This is a genomic window from Mesobacillus boroniphilus JCM 21738 (assembly GCF_000517385.1).
GTDB lineage: Bacteria > Bacillota > Bacilli > Bacillales > Cytobacillaceae > Mesobacillus > Mesobacillus boroniphilus.
This window is the reverse complement of sequence record NZ_BAUW01000068.1, coordinates 1-22,064: the sequence shown is the minus strand read 5'-3', so window position 1 is coordinate 22,064 and position 22,064 is coordinate 1. Positions and strand designations below refer to the sequence as shown.

Below are 22,064 nucleotides of genomic sequence, written 5' to 3'. Positions count from 1 at the left end.
AAACAAAAAAGATTGGCTCATCTCTCGAGCCAATCTTTTTTACTGTTTTTCTCCCTGGCGATCGATTTCTTTGCCTGCGGCGTCCAGTGCCCTGACTTCTTTGTAATCACCAATTGCGTAATAATAGCGTTCGTTTTCTTTTTCAAAGATTTCTATTTTGGTAAACTTGCCATCTGGTCCTGCGGCTTCAATTGTTTTGATATCCGGATTCACGACCTTCCCAAAAATCACAGGGATCTTCGTGTCCAATGTTCCGTCTTCTTTAAAGGTTGTGAAAGTGTCGGCATACAGGATCATGAAATCATTTTTATAATAAGTCCAGTGGTTATGCCCCGCATTTTCCCAGCCTTCTTTTTCGCTGCCTTTGATATAGGCCGCTGCCAGTGCGTCGAATGTGTTAGAGCCGTCTTTTTGCTCTGTTGTGTAAAATATGAGCCATCCATCTTCCACTTTTTCCTTGTGTACGGTTTGTTTGATGTTGAACGGAATATCGTTTTGGATTGCTTCTCCCGCAGTCTTATAGGCACACGCTGACAGCACAAGCATGCACAAAATCAATATCGCTTGCCTCCACAATTTCCCCATCTTTCTCCCCTGCCTTTGCGTCAAACTTCTATGTATTTCTACATCGCTCTCTCTTATTTAACCTTTTTTTCAATTTTTTGTAAACTCATAACATCCTTTTATCATGGAAGCTCATTCTTGGATTCAGATATTCGTTCGGGCTCTTTAATTGGAAGCACCCTGCTGTATCCTTATAATCAATCGTCATCTCTTCGGCAAAAAAGACTTCCTTGGCTTTTTCCATATAGATCGGAATTCCGCCCGTCTCTATCTTGTTTTCTTCCTCAAATCGTTCGCTTTCAAACCAGAGGGCGGCTACCCCGCTTACTGCACAGCCGCATCCTTCTATATCATATTTCAATTTTATATACCCTTGTTTTCCCGATACTTTTTCTTGCAGTTTGTTTGAAGCTGCTTCGGTGATTTTTATTTTCATGACTGCACTCCCTTTCCGATTTTTCATTTTACCATATGGTGATCATTATTTCGTTTTATAGCCCTTGGTGAATTTCAAAATAGTCTTGCAATTTTTCCGTTTAGCTTTTACTATCAAAGATACTTGTAACATTTGAAAGGGGTGCTTATTTTGTCAAAAGTAACGATAAAGGTGAATGATAATGGTTCATTAAGGATTTCCGGCGATGTTGAGCTGCTGGATGGTGCCGGCAATAAATATGAAACGAAGCCTGTTTTCTCGCTTTGCCGTTGCGGCATGAGCAAAAACATGCCGTTCTGTGATGCTTCCCATAAAGGGAAATTCGAATCAGTCGTGCGTGCGCCGCAAGCTGATGAAACGGAATAATTTTTTGAGGGCAATGGGCAATCCATTGCTCTTTTTTATAGGAATCTTTCCAGTGTCTTTATTAAACAGGGTGGCTGGGATTTTTCCAGTAAATCAACTACCATTCATCCGCAAGCCTGACATCAGCAATATGTGAAATCCCGATGCGATGGATTTCTTCGAATCTGTCGACAATATGGAGCTTCTGCCCAAGTTCATTCCAATAATGGATTTTCCCGATCACCAATTCATATTTTCTGTGCCTGAAATAGGTGATGCTGAGCGGGCGGTTATACTCCATCGCTTCGAGGATTGTTTCATTCAATTGTTCAAGCTGCTGTTCATCCAGCTGCTTTTCCTTTTCATATTCGTCCTCCTGTGCCCAGTCTCGCAGCATCTTGACATGCTCTGGAAGCATCATTGACGTCCATTTAATTCTTCCTCGGTCGCGAATCATCTTGCTCTCCTCCTCCTTTATCAACTTATGCCCGCCAACGAGTGCGGCGCGATGCCTTGCTGTTCCGGCTGCCGTATACGATACCGCTCTTAAGAGCGCTGTCGAGCCGTAGCGGCTGCGGATCCGGTCCATTGCGTAGCCAAGCTCTTTCTTTTTCCAGCCGTTTTTTTTCGAATAGATTCAATTGAAATTCGCTGTCGGTGACGAGATTCCCGAGAGAAATTGAAATGCTTCGCACCGTCTTTCCCGTGTAGTTCTCAGCAAAAAGCTCGAGGCAGACACGATACAGGTTCATCGTGATATTCGTTGGCTCCTCAACTGTCCTTGAGCGGTGGAAACCTCCGCCGAATTCATCCTGGCTGTAGCCGATCCCAAAGCTAATGGTCCGTCCTGCTTTCCCATGGCTTCTTGCCCTTCGCGCGACTTCCTCGCTCATTTCGAGGATGACATGCTTGATTTCCTCTTCTTCTTTATAATCGCGAAGCAGAATCTGGCTTTTCCCAAAGCTGACCTGCCCTTCCATAATCGGGGCACCGATATCCGAAAAATCGATTCCCCATGCGTGCCAGTATAGCTGGTTGCCCATGATGCCGAATTTTCTCTCCAGTTTCTCTAGGTCATAGCGGGCCAGCTGGCCGACTGTAAAAATCCCCATGCTGTTCAGTGTTTTCTCGACGCGGCGGCCGATTCCCCACATTTCCCTGAGCGGCGAGACGTTCCACAGCTTCGTCTGGACATCTTCATAGGTCCATTCAGCAATGCCCTTCTTTTTTGCATCGAGGTCAAGGCATAGCTTCGACATCAGCATGTTCGGCCCAATTCCAATCGCACAGGGAAGCTGGAACTCGCGCTCAATATCATCTTTGATTTTTTTAGCGATTGAAGCAGCGTCACCCCAAAGCTTCGAAGCTCCGTCCACCTTTATAAAGCTTTCGTCAACACTGTAGGTATGGATTGCTTCTTTTGGTACATAGCGATTGAATACGCGGGAGATTTCAGTGGAAATTCGCAGATACGTGGACATTTGCGGATCAACGACAACAATTCGCGGGTCATCGGGAATTTCAAATTTTCTTGATCCAGTCTTGATGCCAAACTCCTTTTTCAAACGCGGTGAGGCTGCTAGGACCACGCTTCCCGGGCGGTCAAGGTTCCCGACGACAGCCAGATAGCAGTCAAGCGGATCAAGGCCAAGCATTACGGCGGCACAGCTCGCATAAAAGCTCTTCATATCCACACATAAAATTTTATTTTGCGGCATTTCGCTGTAATCGACCATGTTTCTTTTCTCCTTTCCGCATGGGTATCAATCGACAATAAGAACATCTGTTCCGTTTCATTATACCCATTATATTAAGCGAATATGTGTTCGGTTTCAATGGTAATTTTCCGGGCGACTGACTTAATTAAGGTGTAAATGGTGAGTCATGCCAGGACTGGAGATTTTTATGGATGGGTGTTTCCAAGGCAAACTCCAAGTATAATCAGGAGGAGAGGTGCTTTTTTTTATGGATAAAAAACTCATTCGCAAAATGGTCCAGAAATGCTTCGTCCAGTACCGGCATGATGGTTCACTGCCGTTCGGCGAGGCGGAATTCGATGAACTATACTTAAAGATTGTGGAACAGAAAAATGAGGAGCCTGATGCTGATTTGCATGAACTCATCAATGACGCGGTGTATGAATTTTTGGCTACCTAAAAAAACAGAATCGAAAAGGCTGCCCTGCAGGACAGCCTTTTGATTATTTTAATCTGATATTTGCTTCGCCTTTGATTGTTGCGGGATAATCATTCAACTTTAGGGTAATCGGGCCAGGAGCTGCTCCTTCACCGAAATAGGGGATTAAAATATCAACCGGCAGTTCATTCGTGCTCCACCGGAAAGAAGCAGAGCCGTCACCAATCTCATCTCCATTCGAATCGACTGCCTGTTCAAATGAAATGTTTGTATGTCCTTCCTTCGAATCCCTTTGAAAAGTGAGCATCAATAGATTCTCCTCCCTGTCAATCTTCAGCAATCTGCCGTCACTTGGAGCCTTCAGCACTTTCATTTTCATTGGATCGACAATGATTTCCAGCTCGTCTTTATCAACTGCACGCAAGGAATTGAAGCGAAGATACAGCTCTTTTGGCTTTTTGAAATAATTGCTTTGCAGGAAAAATTCCTTTGTTGACTCATCTTTATGGCTGGCAATGGTCCCATTGTTAATTGCCGCCCATTCTTCACCTGTTTCATCCACAATTCTTAAATCATTAAAACCGAAAATATGCCTGGTATTCTCCTTATCAAAACGAGCAGTAATCCCAATTCTCGTCGGGTAGATCGACACTTTTTCAACAGTGATTTTCTGGCCTTCAAACTCAACTGTTTCATTAACTTCGTATATTTCTTTTTTATCTTTAAAGGCATCCTTGTCTATTGAAAACGGAAGCACCCAGATATAATCAAGCTTATTAGAAGGTTTACTATCATCTATTCTTCCTTCCGCCAGTTCAATGCTTAGCTCGAGATCTTCAGGGAGGTTATCATTATAGAATTCATATGTGGCCGTAAACATCTGTTCCTTATTGTGTGCATCGAACGAGTCATAATAAGAAAAAACAGTTTCTTCAATATTCTCCCCTTCACTGTCGGTCAGCAAAAATTTTTCAATTGTAAGATCTTTTTTTGTTCCAGAAGATTCAAGCTTATAAAACAGCACCATCATCTGCTCATCAACAATCACTGAATCAAGCGTAATCTTGATGCCGTCATGCTCATCAGATATTCTGATTTTCTGCGCAAAATCATTTTCGACGGCTGCAGTCAGTCCTTTGTCATTTCGGACAAGCTCCACAACCTTCTCCATCCCCGGAATTGAGGTGACAAACGAAGCAAATGTCTCTGACGTCCGAAGCATCGCTGTAAAAGCAAAGATCAGGATTGCCGCAGATGCGAATGTCCTAATGAACAAAAGGTTTTTCTTCTTTTTTCTTTTTCCTTTGCTGATCCCGGCAGCGATTGCCTGATCCAGCTGGAGTTCAGGAACTTCGATATTCTCAAGTGCCACCTGAGCCTGTGTCAGCTTTTTTTCCTCGGCATTAAGCATAGCCCAATCCCCCTTTATCTTCGAGCTGTCCGCGAAGTTCTTTCAGCCCTTTATTCAGCCACGTCTTCACGGTACCTTCAGGGCATTCCAGTATCTCGGCAATTTCTTTGATTTTAAAATCATGCACGTATTTCAGTTCGATGACCTGCCTCGTTTTGGAATCAAGATTGCCGATGACTTCCTCGACCTCAAGCCAGCTGGACTGGTGCTCAGCTCCCATCAGCTGATGAGATCATCGCTGACGAGGATTCTCTTCCTCTTTTTTAATTCATCATTGCAGTAGTTTATCAGAATTCTTGTCAGCCACGTTGTAAAGTATTGAGGCTCCTTCACCCTCCGTATTGAACGGAACGCCCTGTAGGTGACCTCCTGCAGCGCTTCGACTGCATCCTCGCTATTTTTCAGATAGCTGAGGGCGATCCGGTATAGGCGTACTTTATGAAGTTGCATCAAATCGTAAAAAGCCGCTTCATCGCCTTTCTTAGCTCTATGTACGAGTTCTTGAAGCTCCAAAATGTCTCCCCCTGACTTTGTATCTATCTATTAGACATGGAACGCAGCAAAAAGTTTTACGGAATTGAAAAAACCGCCAAAATTTTTACGAGGCGGTCTTCTAAAGATAAAATCGATTTTACCACTAAAGTTATTTCTGATTAAAAACTCTTTTGCCAAAAAGTTCGAATGTGCGAGGAAACAGTGTATAGATAATGCTTCCAGGACTCATCCAGCGAGGCAAATTGATTTCACGTGTTCTCGTCATCATGCGATTGACTACTTGTTTTGCCACGTATTCAGGCTGCAGCATAAAACGTTTTACATTTTTCACGTAGGTTCCCTGTTTATCTGCGACCTCAAAAAAGTTCGTAGCGATTGGACCAGGATTGACCGATGTGACATAAATACCATCATCAGCAACTTCCATGCGCAAGCTGTTCGTATAGCCCAGCACCGCATGCTTTGTTGCTGAATAGACACTTGATTTCGGCGTGGCAATCTTGCCAGCCTGTGACGCGATGTTGATGATATGGCCGCTTCTCATTTGCTTCATCCCCGGAAGCACCATTGCTGTGCAGACCATCAGGCCAACGACATTCACATCGAACATGGATTTGATGTCATCGATTTTTGCCTCATGGGCGAAATCAAAGATGCCGAATCCGGCATTGTTGACCAATATGTCAGCATAGCGGATGTCAGAAAGCACCTCAGAAAAGACCTTTTTGACTGCTTCTGTATCTGATACATCCAGCTGCTGGGCATGGACATTGATGGCATACTTTGATTGTAGTTCCTTTTTTAAACTCTCAAGTTTATCGATACTCCGGGCCAGAAGGACGAGATTCGCTCCGCGCGCAGCGCAAAGCCTGGCAATCTCGGCCCCAATCCCCCCGGAGGCACCTGTTATAATTATATTTTTTCCTTTCAAGGATGACATCGTCTTTCACCTCATTTTGCTGTATAAACGAAGGAGTTCCCTTCTTCCCTGACTGAAATTGCGTCAAGGGATTGTAAATAATCAATTTGGCCGACAGTTTCGGAGATGGTCAGATTCAGTTCACGCTCATAGACTGTCGGGAAGAGCAGTTTGCAAACCTCAAATACGGTCAGTTCTCTGCCTTCAAGCATTTCCTTTACCTGCATGGCCCGGTCATGCTGGCGTGCAAGCCTTTTTTCAATGAGGCTTTGCAATTCTGTTATCTCCGTTCCATGTCCGGTGTATACTAGTCCAATCGGGTACTGCTGCAGTTTTTTAAGTGACTGGTTATATTGGACCAATGGCTTCGGCCTGTCCGTTTCGCCTGGAAGCGGCGGTTCCAGTATTGGATTAGGTGAGATCCCAGCAAGGATCGTATCCCCGGCAATCATCGTGCCGTCTTTTTCGCGCAATAGCACGATATGGCTCTGGGCATGTCCAGGAGTCTCGATCACTTTCCACCCTGGCAGTGCTGGAGGAATGTCATTTTCCTGAATAGTACCAGTCAATGAGCGATTACAAGAGAATACTAATGTCTTCTTCATTACTTTCATCGATGGCACAAAATATTGCCCTGGTATTGCTAGTTGTAAAAAGAATTTCTCATAGAATTCTTTTTGCTCCTTCTCGAATTCTGGATTTCTGTTGATCCACCTTTCATTCAGGTGATGGCCATGTACGTCAAGATCTGGTGAAACGTAGTCCAGCATTCCAACGTGATCAGGGTGGTCATGAGTCAGGATCACCTGCTCAATGTCCTCCGGCTTCAATTTTAAATCAGCCAGCTGCGCTTTGAATGACTTCCAGGACTCCTCGGTTTTCGTTCCGGCATCAACAAGCGTCAACCTGTCTCCTTTAATCAAATAGGCATTCACATCACCGACCGGGAAAGGCGTCGGTAAAGTCAGTTTGGCAATTCCATTTTTCCATTCAGCCATATTATCTATACACCCCAAAACATTATTTTTCTATAAAGTAAACGAATTGTTTGTTCAAGTAATCATTCAACTTTACTGGTATTGGTATTTTTTCAATATAAAATTAATTTTACCTTTAAAGCGGGCAAATGTCATTATTTTCACATTTTATTTTCAGAAAAAACCAAAAACTTATCGTTTCCTCTTGACAGACGGGTTGTCTTTCTTGCATAATCACTATTAAAATTTCGTAAAATCTTAAAAAGCATTTGAGCAAGACGAGTAGACAGGAATGGTGCCAGAGAGTGGAGTCCACCGGCTGAAAGACTCCGCAACCCTCTTCATGTTGAACCCTACCTTGCGAGCTGCCAGGCAAACCTGGACGTATATCGGCGTTAACGGGTGTTGAGCTGCACTTATTTGGCGTTGGCCGAAGAAGTGAATGAAGGTGGTACCACGGAAGCATGGCCTTTCGTCCTTTTATGGATGAAGGGCCTTTTTATTTTTCCGTTGAGAATATCTTAACAAATTACGCAAAACAACTATTATGGAGGCGATTTTGATGAAGAAGCTTGTTTTTGTTGGCGCAGGTTCGATGGCAGAAGCGTTGATTTCAGGAATAGGAGCAAGCGGGCTTCTTCCGGGAGAGAAAATTTGGGTCACAAATAAACAGGATACTGACAGATTGAAAACACTGGAACAGAAACATGGAGTCAAAACGACATATGATTCAGGAATGCTTTTTAAAGACGCGGATGCAGTTGTCCTGGCGATGAAACCAAAGGATGCAGCATCTGCGATCGAGGAGATCAAGTCTTATTTACCTGAAGGAATGCTTGTTATTTCTGTTCTCGCTGGAGTTTCAATTGACGCTATTGAAACAGCGGCGGAAAAATCATTGGCCGTGGTTAGGGCCATGCCAAACACCTCGGCTGCAATTGGTAAATCGGCAACTGCCCTGGCAGTCAACTCCCATGTGAGTGAAACGCAAAAAAGCTGGTGCAGGAGCTTTTTAACACGATCGGCCTGACAACAAACGTTGAGGAATATCAGCTTGATGCAGTCACAGGACTATCAGGAAGCGGACCAGCCTATATTTATTACCTAGTCGAAGCGATGGAGAAAAGTGCCGCTGAAATCGGTCTTGAAAAGCAAACCGCGAAGCAGCTGATTATCCAGACGCTATTTGGAGCGGCGGAAATGCTCTCGAAGTCTGATAAGGAGCCTGCGCAGCTCCGCTTTGAGGTGACCAGCCCAGGCGGTACGACTGAAGCTGGCATAAGCATTCTTGAGCAGCATGGTGTCCAAACTGCTTTCGTATCCTGTATCAAAGAAGCCACAGCCCAATCCAAAAGGCTTGGCCAACTGTTTGGCGATGAACTCGCAACAGCAAACCGGCCGCTCTAAAATTGCATTTTGGTCCTGTGTTTCTCTACAATGGAGAAAAACTACAGGGACGTGTGCTTGGTGCTTATCATTTTACTATCTTTAACTATGTTGATCTGGATTGCAGCGTCGATTGACGCTTTGATTGGTTTCAGGAAATTGGATTCCCTCGAACAGGCAGACTATGCTGGCCAAGAACCACTCCTCAGCGTAATCGTAGCCGCCAGGAATGAGGAAGACCATATCTTACAAAGCATTCGCACCCACCTGAACCAAACCTACAAAAATACCGAGTGGATCCTTGTTAATGACCGATCGGAGGATGGTACCGGTAAAGTGATGGAGAGCTTAAAAAGGTTGGATTCAAGAATCGAAGTGATTCATATCGATAGCTTGCCAGAAGGATGGATTGGCAAGAACCACGCTCTCCATAAAGGCTGCCAGCGCGCGACAGGGAATGTGATTTTATTTACAGACGCTGATGTTTTGTATAGTCCCGAAGCTTTTTCAAAAGCGATTGGCTATTTTGAGAAACACAGCCTTGATCATTTGACCGCGGCTCCTAACCTTAGTGCAAAGCCATTCTGGCTGAAGGCCTTCGTTGCGTTCTTCTTGTTTGGCTTTTCCTATTACAAAAGACCGTGGCTCGGCAATAATCCGCGTTCGAAGACTGGGGTAGGCATTGGGGCATTCAATATGATCACCCGGTCGGCCTATGAAAAAGTCGGCACTCATGAATATATCAAGATGCGTCCTGATGATGATTTGCAACTGGGGATGATGGTAAAGCGAATGGGTCTCAATCAGCGTATTGTCACTGCAATGACGCTAATTGAAGTGGAATGGTACCAAAGCTTGAGTGATGCTTTAGCTGGCCTTGAGAAAAACACCTTCGCCGGCCTTCACTACCGGATCAGCATGGTGCTGTTTTCAGTATTTGGTGTCTTTGTTTCACAGGTCATGCCGTTCTTTACTCTATTCTCAGATAATCAGGCAGTGGCAATCCTTAGTGCTGTTAATCTCTTGTTCCTGGGTCTTCTTTATGTGTTGGTAACCAAGAAAATGACCCGCTTTTCACCATGGCTGTTCCTGGTCCTGCCTTTCACAGCCCTTCTGTTCATTTTCTCCATACTGAGAGCCAGCTACCTGACTTTCAGAAGAGGCGGCATCATCTGGCGCGGAACGAAGTATACACTTGCGGAATTAAGAAAAAACACAATACGGTGAGTACAATTTTTCCTTTCCTCGGAAAGCCCTGTTATACTTAAATTATATTTTGGTTAACGAAATATAAGGAGGCTTTTGGATTGGAAAAGAAATTATTTTCACCTTATAAAATCAAAGATCTTACATTGAAAAACAGGATTGTCATGGCTCCGATGTGTATGTACTCATGCGAAAAAGAAGATGGGGTTGTCACAGACTTCCATATGACGCACTATGTGAGCCGTGCTGTCGGCCAGGTAGGATTGGTCATTCTTGAGGCAACAGCAGTTACTCCGCAAGGCCGGATTTCCCACCAGGACCTGGGAATCTGGAGCGATGAGCACATGCCCGGCCTGACAGCTTTGACGGAACAAATCAAGCAGAACGGTGCCGCTGCTGGTATCCAGCTGGCACATGCCGGCCGAAAAGCTGCATTGCGCAATGAAATCATTGCCCCTTCTGCTATTGCTTTTGATGATAAGTACAAAGAACCAAAGGCTATGACGCTTGAAGAGATCAAGGAAACAGTTGAGGCGTTCAGGCTGGCTGCCGAAAGGGCAAAGCGTGCAGGCTTAGATGTAATCGAAATCCACGCTGCACATGGATATTTGATCAACCAGTTCCTATCTCCTCTTACGAATAAACGAGAGGACGAATACGGCGGCAATGCCGAGAATCGCTTCCGCTTCCTCCGGGAAGTCCTTGAAGAGGTAAAAACAGTGTGGGATGGACCTCTGTTTGTCAGGGTTTCTGCATATGATTATCATGAAGAAGGCCTGACTGTCGATGATTATGTAGCAATTGGCGCATCGCTAAAAGAACTGGGAGTTGACTTGATTGATGTCAGCTCAGGCGCAGTTGTACCAGCAAGAATCCATGCCTATCCAGGCTACCAGGTTAAATTTGCTGAAAAAATCAAGCATGAAGCCGATGTGGCTACTGGCGCGGTTGGATTGATCACGACCGGAATCCAGGCAGAAGAAATCCTGCAGAATGATCGCGCCGATCTGATTTTCATCGCCCGCGAACTGCTGCGTGATCCATACTGGCCGAGGACAGCAGCTAAGGAGCTTGGAACAAGTATCGAGTCTCCAAAACAATATGAACGAGGATGGATATTCTAATATTAAAGCCGGGACTTCACTAGGTGCCGGCTTTAATGTTTTCTATCTATCTGGTCGATATATTCGTGAATGTGGTCGATATCTATTAATTTGTGGCGTTGTGATTCATGAAGCAGTACTAAAAAAGGAAATTGAAAAAGCCCAGCGAGCAAGCCGGGCAGTTATAGAACCTTTTTCAGCAAAATCCTGCGGTACATATTCCCGAACATGACTCCTTCATCAGAAATCAGCCTGACATTTGTCTTTTGCGATTCGGAGATTTTCTCAAAAGATACACTGATATCTGTTCCAAGGACCTTGATCACATGCCTAATAGCCTTCTTAAAAATGGATAAGCTTTTCCCTGGCTCAGCAAATTTATCGAATACGAGCACCAAGCCATCCTTGCGGCAAACTCTTGCCATCTCGCCAAATGTCTTTCTGCCGTCAGGAACTACTGACAATATTAAACTTCCAACAAAAAGCAAATTATGTTTAACTTTATTAAAAGCTTAAAATCATTCGGCCTGGGGTGGGTAAAATGAAAAACTCTTGGAATAAGATCATCTGACCTACCATTTAGGGAATTCATATCCCAAACATGGCGTAATCGCCTATTATCCTTTACTCTTAAAAGCCTCAATCCGTTCAAAGTAACAATCAGGGTCGCGCCCATGTCGGCGAATATCGCGATCCAGAGGGTGAGCCACCCATGATGGTTTTTTCAATAACAAGCTCATGCAGACGGGAAACGACTTCCCTGCTGGACTCTCTTACTTCATCGGCAACCGCGATCAAAGCAAGTACTCTAGACTCAACTCCTGCTGCCATCACTGTTTTGCCCTCAGACTGCAGGCGTGAAATTCCTTCAGCTACCGCACCCGGGATTCCGTCTTCAACATTTTCCCGAAGGTATTTAGGACTGCGGATATAATAAACAATTCCATCGATTGTCCCCTTTAATCCTTTACCCGTTACCGATGTGAAATCCTCTATTACAGTATCCCTATACGGTACTGAGTCTGCCTCTGCCCTACGGACAATCGCAGAAGCAAGTGGATGCTGTGATTTATTTTCAAGGGCGGCAATTACTGCAAAAAGGCCGCTTGAATTTTCATCAGATAACAATTTGAAATCGGTAACAGCCGGCACTTCTTTAGTGAGCGTCCCAGTCTTATCAAAGGCAATAGCTTTCAGCATGCCCATTTCCTCAAGGTGGACGCCGCCTTTGACAAGCACCCCATTTAGCGGCATTGTCAATCGCTGTCACTATTGAAACTGGTGTTGAAATGGCAAGTGCGCACGGACAGCCGACAACGAGGACGGCCAGGTCTTGATAAATCCACTCGCTCCACCCTGCACCGAAGAACAGTGGCGGTACAATAGCGACCAAAAATGCAACAAGGATAATGATCGGAGTGTAATACTTGGCGAAGCGGTCAACGAAGGCATGAGAAGGAGCCTTTTCCGCCTTCCTGCCAGAACGGTTTCTTTTTCTCATGGATAATCTCTGCTTTATCATGGTCATCGACCAGTGAATAATAAACAAGCTTACCTTCCTTGCGGTATTTAGCGAGCCCAAGGTTTTTCAACAGCCTCCGTCAGTGGAGAGTCTAAAGCTGGCCAGCCGCACTTGCATGACGTACAAGATAGATTGTTTTCAACCATACCCCCCTTTTATTCAGTCTTGCTCATAATGTACCGAAATTTCCATAAAATCTTCTGAGACCACAGTATTGGCAAACACTGTCCGTGCTTCCGCTTCAAGCTTCTTCCAGTCATTGCGGTCATACCTTGAGCTAATATGGGTCAGGCACAGTTTTTTCACACCAGCATTCAACGCTGTTTCTGCTGCCTGCAGAGTGGTCGAATGGAAATACTCATCGGCAAGGGAACCTTCATCTGCAGAAAAAGTCGCCTCATGGACGAGAAGATCAGCATTATTGGCAAGCAATTGAGCATTTTCGCAAACTCTCGTGTCACCCAAAATTGAGACAATCCTTCCTTTTTGAAGTGGACCGACAAATTCAGCAGGATTGATGACTTTTCCGTCGTCCAATGTGACTTCTTCTCCATTCTTGATTTTCCTGTAGTCAGGCCCAGGTTTAACCCCTGCAGCTTGAAGCTTGTCGGCGAGAAGTGTCCCTGGACGGTCCTTTTCCTTCACTCTGTACCCATATGATGGAATTCCATGCTCCAAGAGTTTTGCTTCAACGATAAATTGCTCATCTTCAAAAATGACGCCTTCCTGCAGCTCGATGATCTCAATCGGGTATTTCAAGTAGGATTTACTGATTTTCAAAGATACATCAATATACTCTTTAATCCCGGGAGGCCCATACACCGTAACCATCGACTCTCCACCCTGGAAGGAACGACTCGACAGCAACCCAGGCAGGCCATATATATGGTCTCCGTGCAGGTGTGTAATGAAAATTTTTTCAATTCTCCGCGGCTTGATATTTGTATGTAAAATTTGATGCTGGGTTGCTTCTCCACAGTCAAACAGCCAGACAGCTCCCCGCTCTTCAAGTAATTTCAGTGCGATTGAGGTAACATTCCTCAGCTTGGCTGGTACACCCGACCCTGTTCCAAGAAAAAATACATCCATAATCCTGACATCCTCCTGTACAAAATGCCTGAAATCATTACAGGCAAGTATTATTTCTTTCAATATATCACAACAGTCATTATTCATCTAAACCAAACGCTGGATTTAACTCATGCTGGGATAGTTCCATGCAAATGGAAGAAAACTAAGCTCAGCTTTAACAGTTGCTAATTGTTCTCTAAAGGGATAAAATTTTGTATTTGTAGAGTGTTTTTATACATACTTTTAAATTTACATAAAAGAGAGGTTCTATATTGTGGCACAAACCGAAAAACCAACAGCTTTAATCATGATCTTCGGGGCTACGGGAGACCTGGCAAAACGTAAATTGTTTCCTTCCCTCTATAAATTGTTTAAAAAAGAAAAACTGGACAAATTCGCGGTCGTCGGCGTTGCCCGCCGTTCACTTTCAAATGAAGAATTCCAGCTGAGGGTAAAAGAATCTGTGAAGGAAAATGGGGAGACGGAAGCTGACATAGACAAATTCGTTTCTAAGTTTTATTATCATTCCCATGATGTTACTGATTCAAGTTCTTATCTCGCTCTTGGAAAGCTTGCGGAGGAATTGGACAGCCACTACGGACTTAATGGCAATAGGATTTTCTACATGGCAATGGCACCAGAGTTTTTTGGAACGATTGCTGAGCATTTAAAGAAGGATAAGCTTACCGACGTATCCGGGTTCAAACGCCTTGTCATCGAAAAGCCATTCGGACATGATCTTGAATCTGCAAAAGTGTTGAACAAGCAAATTCGGAAAGCTTTTTCTGAAGATGAAATCTATCGGATTGACCATTATCTTGGCAAGGAAATGGTCCAAAACATTGAGGTAATTCGTTTCGCGAATGCAATGTTCGAACCACTCTGGAATAACCGGTACATTTCCAACATCCAGGTAACATCAAGCGAAACGCTTGGAGTCGAAGAACGCGGAAGATATTACGAGAAAAGCGGCGCACTGCGCGATATGGTCCAGAACCATATGCTGCAGATGGTTTCTTTGCTCGCGATGGAACCGCCAATCAAGCTGACGACAGATGAAATCCGTTCTGAAAAAGTAAGAGTATTCCGTGCTCTCCGTCCTGTAAAAGGCGAGGAAGTCAATGAATATTTTGTTCGCGGCCAATATGATCAAGGCAGCATGAATGAAACAGATGTCCCTGCATACCGCCAGGAGGAAATGGTCAATCCCGAATCCAATACAGAGACATTTGTCGCTGGTAAGCTGATGATTGATAATTTCCGCTGGGCTGGAGTTCCTTTCTATATCCGTACGGGAAAAAGAATGAAGCTAAGTCAACAAAGATTGTGATCCAATTCAAAGATATCCCGATAGATTTGTATTACCAGTCAGAAAAAACGGTAAATCCAAATCTTCTTGTCATTCATATTCAGCCTGAAGAAGGAATTATACTGCACTTGAACGCCAAGAAATCTGGCCGGGGTACTGAAGCTACACCCGTTAAGCTGAATTATTCAAACAAAGGGATTGATGGACTTAACACACCTGAAGCATACGAAAAGCTTCTTTTCGATTCATTGCGCGGTGACGCCACGAACTTTACACACTGGATGAAGTTGCCTTGTCATGGAGCTTCGTTGATAATATTTCAGCAGTATGGGAAAACACGAAAGAACCAAACTTCCCTAACTACACATCCGGCTCCATGGGTCCTGACGCAGCAGATAAGCTGCTAGAGAAAGATGGATTCTTCTGGTGGCCAATCACTGAAATCGATGTTGAAAAATGCTAATAGAACATGGAATCCCGCCCTGGCAACAGGCGGGATTTTTTATTTATCCGAAAAACAAATCAAGGATATTAGAACCAGCAGACGCATTTTTATTGTAAAACCCCGAGTATCCGCAATTCTTGCAGTAAACGACGGTAAACTGGTTATTCTGGATATCAAACATCTTGGACAAGCCCGTTCCTGTCATCGCAACATCCTTCTGCCCTGCAACTGTGCTTCCGCATTTTATACAACCATTTCCGTTCATATATTCCATCTCCCGTTTTTAGCTAAGGTGAAAACATGGAGTGGTTTAGTCACAGCAATCAAGACTTCGACTTCGATATGTTTTCTGCGAGTCATTATACGATATTGGTTTTCTGTGTATTGGTTAATACTTTCATTTTCGTTAATCGAAAAAAATAAGTGATGAAAGATGGAGGAAAGCGGAGCTGGTAACAGCATTGTCCTTAATCTTGATTGAGATCACCAATCATCTTTGGATGTACAAGCACGCTGTCTGGAAATTAGGCCGGTCGATGCCGCTGGAATTATGCAATATAGGTCTTCTGCTCGCAATTGGATTATTATTGACAAGGATGAAGATATATTTCGAGCTTTTATTTTTCATTGCTTTATTAGGGGCAACACAAGCCATCATCACATCTGCATTAACATATGATTTTCCCCATTTCCGCTTTTTCCACTTTTTCTATGCACATCTGATGATTGTGTGGGTAACGCTTTATTTCCTTTGGGCGAAAGGTTATTACCCCACATTCAGTTCAGTAATAAAAGTTGTTCTATTTATCAATCTGCTGTTGCCAGCAATCCTGTTAATTAATAAGGTTGCTGACGGAAATTATTGGTTTTTACGCCATAAACCAAAAAGCCCTAGCTTCATGGATATACTCGGACCTTATCCATGGTACATATTATCCTTGGAAAGTTTATTGGTTTTTTTAATTTTAATTGTATGGATCTGTTTGCGGAGCTGGCTAAAAGGAGAGAAAAAAACCTCTTATTCAGAGTCTTGAATGGATTTAAGTGATTAACAAAGCAAAAGCACAGCGAACATGAGGTCCGCTGTGCTGCTTTTTATTCCATCCATTCAGTATGGAAGGTTCCTTCTTTATCAATGCGCTGATATGTGTGGGCACCGAAATAATCGCGCTGGGCTTGAATCAGGTTGGCCGGCAATGTTTCTGTTCTATAGCTGTCAAAATAAGCAAGGGCAGCCGAGAAGCTTGGCACGGGAATTCCATTCATTACTGCAGCTGAGATAATTTCACGTAACGACTGCTGATAGCCATCTGCAATTCCCTTGAAATATGGATCAAGCAGCAGGTTTTTCAATGCCGGGTCGCGGTCGAATGCTTCCTTGATTTGTTGAAGGAACTGCGCTCTGATAATGCAGCCTCCACGGAAAATCATTGCGATTTCGCCATAGTTCAAATCCCAGCCATACTCATCGGACGCCGCTCTCATTTGCGCAAAACCCTGTGCGTAAGAACAAATTTTGCTCAAGTAAAGCGCCTTGCGGATTGATTCAATGAATGCCTCACGGTCACCATTGAACGGCTTTGCTTCTGGTCCAGACAGTACTCTGCTCGCTTCAACACGCTCTTGCTTCATTGCAGAGATAAAGCGGGCGAAAACTGATTCTGTGATGATTGGCAACGGTACTCCAAGCTCAAGCGCGCTCTGGCTTGTCCATTTACCAGTACCCTTTTGGCCAGCGGTATCAAGTATCATATCAACAAGCGGCTTGCCAGTCTCGTCATCCTTCCTTGTAAAAATATCAGCCGTTATTTCAATCAAATAGCTGTCAAGCTCACCTTTGTTCCATTCAGCAAACACTTCATGCAGCTCTTGGGTACTTAACCCAACAACATGCTTTAACATGAAATAGGATTCAGAAATTAACTGCATGTCGCCGTATTCGATTCCGTTGTGGACCATTTTTACATAATGGCCTGCTCCATCAGGACCGATGTACGTCGTGCATGCTTCACCATTAACTTTTGCAGATATATCCTGGAAAATCGGCGCGACCAGGTCATACGCTTCTTTTTGTCCGCCAGGCATGATAGAAGGTCCGTGAAGTGCACCTTCCTCCCCGCCAGATACACCGGTACCGATGAAGTGGAACCCAAGCTCGCTCAATTCCTTGTTTCGGCGCTGAGTATCAACAAAATATGTATTGCCACCGTCAATGATAATATCGCCCTTATCCAGATGAGGTTTTAATTGCTCAATTGTCGCGTCCGTCGCCGCACCAGCTTTGACCATCATCAGAATCTTACGTGGTTTTTCAAGCGATTGAACAAACTCCTCCATAGTAAAAGTTCCGACGATATTCTTGCCTTTGGTTTCCTCAAGCATTTCATCCGTCTTTTCTCTTGAGCGGTTATATACAGATACAGAATAACCTCTGCTTTCGATGTTCATCGCAAGGTTTTTACCCATGACAGCGAGACCAATGACACCGATTTGCTGTTTTGACATATTTCTTCTTCCTCCCTTATAAAACTGATTTATCAAATCATACACATTAATTTAACAATGTACGTATGAGGTTGCAAACAATCTGGTTTGTTCCTCTTTATTTTGACTTAAGCTGGTGCTGATAAACCTCATTAAAAATCTTTTTTCTCACTTTCATTACTTCTTCTGCGGTCCTGGAGGAAATCCTTATTAAAGCTCGTTCCTGCCCCGGTATTCTCCTTAGTTGGAGGCTTTTTCACCTGTAAGCCAGCACTCTCAATGATATTTTTGCCGTATTTCTCCCGCAACTGGCTCATCGTATTGATTAGAGGCTCCTTTTTCGCATCCTGCTCATAAGAGAATAGGTCGAGCTGCTTGACTGCTTTGTCGGCTTCAAGCAAGTCGGTGCCCGTTATCCCGAGCAGACGGATAGGGTCTCCATTCCAGTGCTTCAGAAAAATTGTTTTGGCTACTGCAGCTATATCTTCCTTTTTCGATACAGGATTCTGCAGTTTCTGGCTTCGTGTAATCGTCTTTCTGTCCTTGAATCGAATCATTACACTGATGCTTGTGGCGACCGCTTCTTTCCTCTTCATCCTTGCAGCTACTTGCTCCGAGAGTCTATCAAGAACTTTCAGGAGCTCATGCTGATTCGAAATATCACGTGGCAGCGTAGTCGAGTTGCCGATGCTTTTAAAATCGTACACAGAATCCGGATCCACATGGCGGTTGTCCTGGCCATTTGCTCTTTCTTTCAATCTCAATCCGTTGATGCCTAGCAGACCTTTAAGCTGGATTTCATTCGCAGCCGCCAATCCGCCAATTGTATCGATTCCAATACTTTTTAGTTTGTCCGCTGTTTTTGTTCCTACTCCATGCATTTCCCCGACCTCGAGCGGCCAGAGGATTTTTGGAATGTCACGCTTTCTTAAAACGGTAATTCCCATCGGCTTCTTCATATCCGAAGCGGTTTTCGCCAGGAATTTATTTGGGGCAACACCGATGCTGCATGGCAAGTCCAACTGTTCAAGGATTCTTTTTTGGATGCTTTCAGCTATTCCCAGAGGGGTTCCAAGGTCGGAGCATTCCGTTATATCCATATATCCTTCATCAATTGAAACGGGTTCGACTACCTCTGTGTACTGGCGCAAAATATCGAAAATGGCAGCGGATGCTGTACGGTATCTGTCAAAATTCGGTTTTTTTATGATTAAATCAGGGCATAGCTTCTTGGCTTCCCATAAAGGCATGGTTGTCCGGATGCCGAATTTCCTCGCTTCATAGCTGCAAGTAACAATGATTCCGCGTCTTTCTTCTGGATTGCCGGCAATCGCCAGTGGCTTACCCTTCAAATCAGAATCATAAGCCATTTCTACTGAAGCATAGAAACTGTTCATATCAACATGCAAAATGACTCTGCCCTTCTTTGGATACATTTCTTTCATGATCCCACTTCCCAAATATACGTTCCCTTCTAGTTTATCAAAAAACAATCTCATTACTTATATTGAGATTGTTTTAGGTAGAGTCGAGTTTTGAACATTGTGTGAAGAAAAGCGGCAAAACGTTAAATATTTTGATTGAATACCCGATAAATAATCATAAGGATACAGAAAAGATGGGGGAATTTTTATGCAGCATTGGTCCATTGGCAGAAAGTATGCAACCGTTTTCGCGTTCATAATGGTTATTTTTCTAGGGAGCTTCATTTATTTGACGACTGTTTTATCTAACCTGCAAAATGCAATCAACCTAGCCGAGGAAAAAAGTGATTATGCCATAATGATTAGTGAAATGGGATCTTCTTTCCGCCAGAAATATATTATTATTACAGACTACATAACAGAACCAAAGCCGGAGCTACTTGCGGCCTATGAAAAAGAGGCTGAGCAATTTAGTGCTTCATCGAAAAAACTGCAAACATATGTAAAGTCGGAAGAAGCAAAAACTTTACTAACTGCTATTGTGAAAATAGATGAGCATATGGATAAAGTGTGGGAAGAAGATATCTTGATGACTGTCTCAGAATTCCAACAGAACTTTGAACAGGTTGATATTTATACCCAGATCAGCTTGACGAACAAAGCCGAAACAATTCGTGATATGAACATCGAAAAGTTAAGTGCCATCAGAACAACGATCCTTAATGACAGAACCAAAATCATGAAGGAAACCCATACATCAATAGCTTCGATGATCCGAAACACTTTTATCCTTATCATATTTGCATTCACTATTTCATCTGTATCCATGTACATTGTTTCCCGCAACATTAGCAAGAGTCTTAACAATGTAGTCGCATACTGCAAAAAACTCGCTGCTGGCGAATTAAATGTGCAAGCATTGGAAGCGAAGAGCAAGGATGAAGTCGGCCAAATCATTTTGGCAATGAACCAATTATCAGGAAACTTGAAGGCATCCATTTCTAGTATTATTGCGTCTTCTAACCAGGTAAATGAAATGTCGAGAAATTTAAAACTCAATGCTGAAGCTACGACTGAAGCCAACAATGAAATAACAACATCCATCATGCAGGTGGCATCTTCATCTGACGAACAAGTGAAAATTTCTGAAAGAACAAATGCAGCGGTTGAAAATGTCTCTTCCCAATTAATTGAAGTAACCGGTTCATTAAAAGAGACGCTGTATACAACCTCTAGTACAAAGAATAAAATCGAGGAAGGCAAACAGTATGCGGTTAACGTCACTGAACAAATGGATCAAATCAATGGTAAAGTATCCGAGCTAGCGAATGTGATTCATTCTCTGAAAAACAATTCTCAGGAAATTCATAGAATCATTGAAATCATCACTGATATTTCGAATCAAACCAACTTACTCGCTTTGAATGCAGCAATTGAAGCAGCCAGGGCTGGTGAGCACGGAAAAGGCTTTGGTGTCGTCGCCCAGGAGGTTCGCAAACTCGCTGAACAGTCAGCTGGTGCAGCAGACAGTATCCGCACCATCCTCGAGCAGACTGGAAAAGAAACAAACCAGGCTGTAAGCGTCATGGATGAAAGCCAGGCAACCGTACTAAAAGGCAATGAGCTTGTGGAGAAAGTAGCCACAATTTTCGCTGAGATTGCCGAATCGATTGAGGAAGTAAGCTCAAAGGGAAACACGGTTAGCGACGCAGTCATCAATGCCAATGAAAAGATGGAATCCATGGCACAGTCTGCTAATGAAGTGATTACCGCATCCTCAAGATCCGCGCAATTCCTTGAACAGGTAGCAGCAACAACAGAAGAACAGAATGCAACGATGCAGGAACTATTGGAATCATCCAGCAAACTATCAAGCATGGCCGAAGACCTGAGAAAGTCATTCTCCAGTTTTAAGTTATAGCAAAAAAAAGCTGACCTAATGGGGTCAGCTTTTTTGTTCATTCTTCCAGAAGAACGGCTCTAGTTATGTAACTCTTGCTTTTGATTTTGCATATATTCCTTTATTTCTTTTATGCCTTCAAGCGATTGAATCAAAGTTTCAGGGTCGATCAACATGATCATCCGTTTATCAAAATTAGCTACACCCGTAATGAAGCTTGTCTTTTGGTAAGCGATAAGGCCCGGCTGCTTGAGGTTTTCCGCAGGCACCTCAAGAATTTCCTTCGCATCTCTCACAAGGGCTCCGATTGAAATTTCCGCTGTCTCAATCACAATCAGCCTGGTTTTGTCTTCAACTTGAATATCCCGGTTGTACAGCACCTTTTCCAGATCAATGACCGGAATCAACTCTCCCCTTACTTTCGTGATGCCTGTTACATAATCAGGCATATGTGGGATCGCTGTCATCCCTTCCATTTTTTCAATCGAAACGACATACAGAATCGGAAATGCATATTCTTCATTCCCCGCTTGAAAAACTACCGTCTTATTGCTCTCAGCCATGTGAGTCCACATCCTTTATAAATTTCAGTCTATCACTCTATGTATGTAGATTAAATGGTTCACTGATGAATGATGTAATGGATATGCAGGTTATTCTAAATATTATATCGGATTCAAAAAGGTCACCTTTAGAATTTTTAATGAACAAGCACGTATTATAGACATTTTGAGGGCTCACTCTTTTTAAAATGTCTATTAAAACTCGTTTATTGGACATTTCGTGGGCTTCCTCTTGCCAAAATGTCTATTAAACCTTAGTTATTGGACATTTCGGAGGCTCACTCTTTTTAAAATGTCTATTAAAACTCGTTTATTGGACATTTCGTGGGCTCACTCTTTCCGAAATGTCTATTAAACCTTGTTTATTG

At 43.5% G+C, this 22,064-nt stretch carries 20 protein-coding genes and 4 pseudogenes; 8 read left to right on the top strand and 16 right to left on the bottom strand.

Features of this window, described 5'->3' with window-relative positions:
* Positions 1–39: 39 nt before the first annotated feature.
* A complete protein-coding gene (locus JCM21738_RS16130) occupies positions 40–585 on the bottom strand; it encodes a hypothetical protein (RefSeq protein WP_035209660.1) in 546 nt (181 codons plus the stop codon).
* An 85-nt stretch (positions 586–670) separates the two neighbouring features.
* Positions 671–1,000 carry an iron-sulfur cluster biosynthesis family protein gene (locus JCM21738_RS16125; protein ID WP_023627439.1) on the bottom strand — a complete coding sequence of 110 codons (330 nt, stop codon included), beginning with the start codon at positions 998–1,000 and terminating at the stop codon, positions 671–673.
* Positions 1,001–1,141: 141 nt separating this feature from the next.
* On the opposite strand from JCM21738_RS16125, the gene JCM21738_RS16120 reads away from it, so the two are divergent.
* On the top strand, positions 1,142–1,366 hold the full coding sequence (locus JCM21738_RS16120; RefSeq protein WP_415802648.1) for a CDGSH iron-sulfur domain-containing protein: 225 nt from the start codon (positions 1,142–1,144) through the stop codon (positions 1,364–1,366).
* Positions 1,367–1,463: 97 nt separating this feature from the next.
* Here the strand turns inward: JCM21738_RS16120 and JCM21738_RS16115 are convergent, their stop codons facing one another.
* Both JCM21738_RS16115 and JCM21738_RS16110 read right to left on the bottom strand, forming a co-directional pair.
* Entirely contained in the window at positions 1,464–1,802 is a 339-nt protein-coding gene (locus tag JCM21738_RS16115; RefSeq protein WP_023627437.1) for a YolD-like family protein, read from the bottom strand.
* A 24-nt stretch (positions 1,803–1,826) separates the two neighbouring features.
* Positions 1,827–3,081 (bottom strand): annotated as a pseudogene (locus tag JCM21738_RS16110) (Y-family DNA polymerase); the annotation flags it as partial.
* A gap of 229 nt (positions 3,082–3,310) precedes the next feature.
* Between JCM21738_RS16110 and JCM21738_RS16105 the strand changes: the two are divergent.
* Positions 3,311–3,502 (top strand): YqzH family protein, encoded by a 192-nt coding sequence (locus tag JCM21738_RS16105; RefSeq protein ID WP_035209662.1) that lies wholly within the window; start codon positions 3,311–3,313, stop codon positions 3,500–3,502.
* A gap of 43 nt (positions 3,503–3,545) precedes the next feature.
* On the opposite strand, the gene JCM21738_RS16100 is transcribed toward JCM21738_RS16105, so the two are convergent.
* From JCM21738_RS16100 to JCM21738_RS16085, 5 genes are all read right to left on the bottom strand, one after another.
* Positions 3,546–4,892 carry a DUF4179 domain-containing protein gene (locus JCM21738_RS16100; protein WP_023627434.1) on the bottom strand — a complete coding sequence of 449 codons (1,347 nt, stop codon included), beginning with the start codon at positions 4,890–4,892 and terminating at the stop codon, positions 3,546–3,548.
* Positions 4,885–5,112 (bottom strand): RNA polymerase sigma factor, encoded by a 228-nt coding sequence (locus tag JCM21738_RS26035; RefSeq protein WP_052019759.1) that lies wholly within the window; start codon positions 5,110–5,112, stop codon positions 4,885–4,887. The genes JCM21738_RS16100 and JCM21738_RS26035 overlap by 8 nt, the downstream gene beginning before the upstream one ends.
* Positions 5,112–5,405: a sigma factor gene (locus JCM21738_RS26030; protein ID WP_052019757.1), complete on the bottom strand. Its 294-nt coding sequence runs from the start codon at positions 5,403–5,405 to the stop codon at positions 5,112–5,114. The genes JCM21738_RS26035 and JCM21738_RS26030 overlap by 1 nt, the downstream gene beginning before the upstream one ends.
* A 130-nt stretch (positions 5,406–5,535) precedes the next feature.
* Positions 5,536–6,327, bottom strand: coding sequence for an SDR family NAD(P)-dependent oxidoreductase (locus JCM21738_RS16090; RefSeq protein WP_023627432.1), 792 nt, complete (start codon positions 6,325–6,327; stop codon positions 5,536–5,538).
* Positions 6,328–6,338: 11 nt separating this feature from the next.
* Complete coding sequence (locus JCM21738_RS16085) at positions 6,339–7,304, bottom strand: MBL fold metallo-hydrolase (protein ID WP_023627431.1); 966 nt, start codon at positions 7,302–7,304, stop codon at positions 6,339–6,341.
* 541 nt (positions 7,305–7,845) lie between these two features.
* Between JCM21738_RS16085 and proC the strand changes: the two are divergent.
* The 3 genes and pseudogenes from proC (at position 7,846) to namA (ending at position 10,999) form a co-directional block, all read left to right on the top strand.
* A pseudogene (gene proC / locus JCM21738_RS16080) lies at positions 7,846–8,690 on the top strand (pyrroline-5-carboxylate reductase).
* A 60-nt stretch (positions 8,691–8,750) separates the two neighbouring features.
* A complete protein-coding gene (locus JCM21738_RS16075) occupies positions 8,751–9,896 on the top strand; it encodes a glycosyltransferase family 2 protein (protein ID WP_023627429.1) in 1,146 nt (381 codons plus the stop codon).
* 80 nt (positions 9,897–9,976) lie between these two features.
* The gene (gene namA / locus JCM21738_RS16070) at positions 9,977–10,999 is read left to right on the top strand and encodes an NADPH dehydrogenase NamA (RefSeq protein WP_023627428.1); all 1,023 of its coding nucleotides are present in this window, start codon (positions 9,977–9,979) and stop codon (positions 10,997–10,999) included.
* Positions 11,000–11,160: 161 nt separating this feature from the next.
* Here namA and JCM21738_RS16065 read toward each other — a convergent pair whose 3' ends face one another.
* From JCM21738_RS16065 to rnz, 3 genes and pseudogenes are all read right to left on the bottom strand, one after another.
* Positions 11,161–11,442, bottom strand: a complete 282-nt coding sequence (locus tag JCM21738_RS16065) for a hypothetical protein (RefSeq protein ID WP_023627427.1) — start codon at positions 11,440–11,442, stop codon at positions 11,161–11,163.
* Between the two features lie 247 nt (positions 11,443–11,689).
* Positions 11,690–12,452, bottom strand: a pseudogene (locus JCM21738_RS24810) (HAD-IC family P-type ATPase); the annotation flags it as partial.
* A 207-nt stretch (positions 12,453–12,659) separates the two neighbouring features.
* On the bottom strand, positions 12,660–13,589 hold the full coding sequence (rnz, locus tag JCM21738_RS16055; RefSeq protein WP_023627424.1) for a ribonuclease Z: 930 nt from the start codon (positions 13,587–13,589) through the stop codon (positions 12,660–12,662).
* A gap of 256 nt (positions 13,590–13,845) precedes the next feature.
* Between rnz and zwf the strand changes: the two are divergent.
* A pseudogene (zwf, locus tag JCM21738_RS16050) lies at positions 13,846–15,343 on the top strand (glucose-6-phosphate dehydrogenase).
* Positions 15,344–15,386: 43 nt separating this feature from the next.
* Here zwf and JCM21738_RS16045 read toward each other — a convergent pair.
* Entirely contained in the window at positions 15,387–15,590 is a 204-nt protein-coding gene (locus JCM21738_RS16045; RefSeq protein WP_023627422.1) for a zinc ribbon domain-containing protein, read from the bottom strand.
* A gap of 196 nt (positions 15,591–15,786) precedes the next feature.
* Between JCM21738_RS16045 and JCM21738_RS16040 the strand changes: the two genes are divergently transcribed.
* Positions 15,787–16,359, top strand: a complete 573-nt coding sequence (locus JCM21738_RS16040; protein WP_369385768.1) for a YwaF family protein — start codon at positions 15,787–15,789, stop codon at positions 16,357–16,359.
* Positions 16,360–16,420: 61 nt separating this feature from the next.
* Here the strand turns inward: JCM21738_RS16040 and gnd are convergent, their stop codons facing one another.
* Together gnd and JCM21738_RS16030 are read right to left on the bottom strand one after the other, a co-directional pair.
* A complete protein-coding gene (gnd, locus tag JCM21738_RS16035) occupies positions 16,421–17,830 on the bottom strand; it encodes an NADP-dependent phosphogluconate dehydrogenase (protein WP_023627420.1) in 1,410 nt (469 codons plus the stop codon).
* A 131-nt stretch (positions 17,831–17,961) separates the two neighbouring features.
* Complete coding sequence (locus JCM21738_RS16030) at positions 17,962–19,254, bottom strand: DNA polymerase IV (RefSeq protein WP_031308410.1); 1,293 nt, start codon at positions 19,252–19,254, stop codon at positions 17,962–17,964.
* A 187-nt stretch (positions 19,255–19,441) separates the two neighbouring features.
* On the opposite strand from JCM21738_RS16030, the gene JCM21738_RS16025 reads away from it, so the two are divergent.
* On the top strand, positions 19,442–21,154 hold the full coding sequence (locus JCM21738_RS16025; protein ID WP_023627418.1) for a methyl-accepting chemotaxis protein: 1,713 nt from the start codon (positions 19,442–19,444) through the stop codon (positions 21,152–21,154).
* Positions 21,155–21,213: 59 nt separating this feature from the next.
* Here the strand turns inward: JCM21738_RS16025 and JCM21738_RS16020 are convergent, their stop codons facing one another.
* Positions 21,214–21,696: a chemotaxis protein CheW gene (locus JCM21738_RS16020; RefSeq protein WP_023627417.1), complete on the bottom strand. Its 483-nt coding sequence runs from the start codon at positions 21,694–21,696 to the stop codon at positions 21,214–21,216.
* Positions 21,697–22,064 lie beyond the last annotated feature (368 nt).

Excerpts from the sequence above, each read along its gene's own strand:
- JCM21738_RS16125 (WP_023627439.1), bottom strand. The coding sequence starts at position 1,000 with ATGAAAATAAAAATCACCGAAGCAGCTTCAAACAAACTGCAAGAAAAA.
- JCM21738_RS16045 (WP_023627422.1), bottom strand. The coding sequence starts at position 15,590 with ATGAACGGAAATGGTTGTATAAAATGCGGAAGCACAGTTGCAGGGCAG.
- JCM21738_RS16090 (WP_023627432.1), bottom strand. The coding sequence starts at position 6,327 with ATGTCATCCTTGAAAGGAAAAAATATAATTATAACAGGTGCCTCCGGG.
- JCM21738_RS16030 (WP_031308410.1), bottom strand. The coding sequence starts at position 19,254 with ATGAAAGAAATGTATCCAAAGAAGGGCAGAGTCATTTTGCATGTTGAT.
- gnd (WP_023627420.1), bottom strand. The coding sequence starts at position 17,830 with ATGTCAAAACAGCAAATCGGTGTCATTGGTCTCGCTGTCATGGGTAAA.
- JCM21738_RS16115 (WP_023627437.1), bottom strand. The coding sequence starts at position 1,802 with ATGATTCGCGACCGAGGAAGAATTAAATGGACGTCAATGATGCTTCCA.
- JCM21738_RS16025 (WP_023627418.1), top strand. The coding sequence starts at position 19,442 with ATGCAGCATTGGTCCATTGGCAGAAAGTATGCAACCGTTTTCGCGTTC.
- JCM21738_RS16020 (WP_023627417.1), bottom strand. The coding sequence starts at position 21,696 with ATGGCTGAGAGCAATAAGACGGTAGTTTTTCAAGCGGGGAATGAAGAA.
- JCM21738_RS16085 (WP_023627431.1), bottom strand. The coding sequence starts at position 7,304 with ATGGCTGAATGGAAAAATGGAATTGCCAAACTGACTTTACCGACGCCT.
- rnz (WP_023627424.1), bottom strand. The coding sequence starts at position 13,589 with ATGGATGTATTTTTTCTTGGAACAGGGTCGGGTGTACCAGCCAAGCTG.
- JCM21738_RS26035 (WP_052019759.1), bottom strand. The coding sequence starts at position 5,112 with ATGGGAGCTGAGCACCAGTCCAGCTGGCTTGAGGTCGAGGAAGTCATC.
- JCM21738_RS16130 (WP_035209660.1), bottom strand. The coding sequence starts at position 585 with ATGGGGAAATTGTGGAGGCAAGCGATATTGATTTTGTGCATGCTTGTG.
- JCM21738_RS16105 (WP_035209662.1), top strand. The coding sequence starts at position 3,311 with ATGGATAAAAAACTCATTCGCAAAATGGTCCAGAAATGCTTCGTCCAG.
- JCM21738_RS16100 (WP_023627434.1), bottom strand. The coding sequence starts at position 4,892 with ATGCTTAATGCCGAGGAAAAAAAGCTGACACAGGCTCAGGTGGCACTT.